This window comes from Phytobacter sp. V69, assembly GCF_965644215.1.
GTDB lineage: Bacteria > Pseudomonadota > Gammaproteobacteria > Enterobacterales > Enterobacteriaceae > Phytobacter.
The window spans coordinates 1-1,839 of the sequence record NZ_CBFFRL010000394.1; the positions used below are offsets into that span (position 1 = coordinate 1).

Here is a 1,839-nt window from a genome sequence, read left to right on the forward strand (position 1 = left end):
ATACGGCCTCATTTCTCGCTGCCGTCCAGATCAGATGCATCGCTCTCTGGGCTAAAATCTTGTGACGACACTATCTAGTTAATATGTTCCAGAATCAGAATGGCCGGTTTGCCGACAAATTTCTCCGGCTTCATCGCATCAATCCAGATTTGGCCTTTCATATCTTTGTTATCTACCGCAATAATCTCCCCTGTTTGCGTGGATAACCATTTAGCCTTGTATTTCATATCCTTATACTCCGGCGTTAAGTTGCCTTTAATGCCGTCACCGTCAGCCTGCAGATAGAAAATGGTATCTTTTTGATCGTTGATAAGTGACCAGGTGGAGAAATGGAACTGGTGTGGTTTCCCGTTTGTCAGCGGGTAGGCATCAATAAAGTCCTTAAATATTTTGTGCCATTGCATTTTCGGTTGCTTATCTTGCGGCAACTTTTGCGGTTCGTAATTTAACTCAAACCACGAGGTGTTTTGCCAGTAATGCGTGGTGAATGCGCCATTGAAATAGATCTGATAATTACGATCCAGGCAGGTTTCAGAGTTAATGTAAGCTCCGCTGAAAATGCGATGCGTCGTGGTCTCGTAGCAACCATTCTCAATATTATGAATTGGTTTTTGCGGATGTAATTTCACCAGTTCTTTGGTTTTTTCCGCAATATTCGGCGACCACTCCTGAATGGACATGTAATCCAGATTCGCCGCCAGGAACGGGAATTCGGCGTAAATAAAATCATGCAGTGTGACCAGATGCTGGCGCGGATCCAGCGTACGAATGCGATTAATACGATCGTTAAGGAATTGCGCATCCGCGTGACCGTAATCCATCGACTCCTTGGCCACATCCCAGATAATGTTGTTATAACCACTATAGCGTTTCACAACGTAATCGAAATAGCGCTTGTCCTCTTTACTGTCCAGTGGCGCCCAGTTTACCGCTTTATTCCAGACATAAATCATCAGGTGCGCCTGGATGCCCTGGCTCTCCAGGTAGGCGATTTTTTCATCGAGTTTTTTGAAATAATCGACGTTAAGCGATGAGTAGTCCGGCTTAGTGTTATCCCCCAGGAACGGGAAATCTTTGGTCAGATTGAAGTTATATTTGTCGTCGATATCTTTCGTCGACCAGGCATTTTCATTGGTAGAGCCATACGCACAACATATTCTTCATTGCCGTTATAAAACGCAGGCACATTAAGCGTCTTGCCAGTTTCTTCGTTTTAAACGTGGCATAAAACTCGAGCTCAAAAGGCTCCGTCGTTTTATTCTTTGTATTAAAAACAAAGTCATGCGTGTGCCACTGCGGCAAGGAAATGGCTTCGGCCAGCGCCGAAGGGGCAAAAAGCGTAGAGAGAATAAACGCGCCCATACCGAAACCGGCATAGCGATTTTTCAGGGAAATGATAACGACCAACTTTCTCCTTATTGAGGATTCAGGCTTGAGAAAGAAGTGAATTTGCAGACTGAGTAAAGGTGGAATTATTGTTCGAAGAGATGAAGAAAACGGCGCTCTGCATCTGAAACTATCCTGCAAATCATTCACCACAACATTCAAACCGTTTCGATCTTATTCTGTTGTCAGAACACGATCTGGCGATAAAAAAGGGTTAGTGGTTTAGCCTGCAGCGCAGTAGCAATCCATCGCACAGCATAAAGCAATGATCGACATGAACAACCGTCAATCCACAGAAATGTGATTTCTATTGGAAATAGCATCAGCCATAAATAAAAACGCCAGCAAGCGCTGGCGTTGGAAAATACAGAAAGGAAAAGGCGGATTCAACTCCGAAGTGCAACGCTAAGCCGCCAATCTTAGCTCTGCAAACACCACAGACGGTTGCCTGAA

The 1,839-nt window shown here is 44.6% G+C and carries 2 protein-coding genes; both read right to left on the reverse strand.

The features are described from left to right. Positions 1-74 precede the first annotated feature (74 nt). Positions 75-1,157: an apiosidase-like domain-containing protein gene (locus ACSZPU_RS25455; RefSeq protein ID WP_499004382.1), complete on the reverse strand. Its 1,083-nt coding sequence runs from the start codon at positions 1,155-1,157 to the stop codon at positions 75-77. Then, positions 1,129-1,548, reverse strand: a complete 420-nt coding sequence (locus ACSZPU_RS25460) for a hypothetical protein (RefSeq protein ID WP_499004381.1) — start codon at positions 1,546-1,548, stop codon at positions 1,129-1,131. The genes ACSZPU_RS25455 and ACSZPU_RS25460 overlap by 29 nt, the downstream gene beginning before the upstream one ends. Positions 1,549-1,839: the final 291 nt, after the last annotated feature.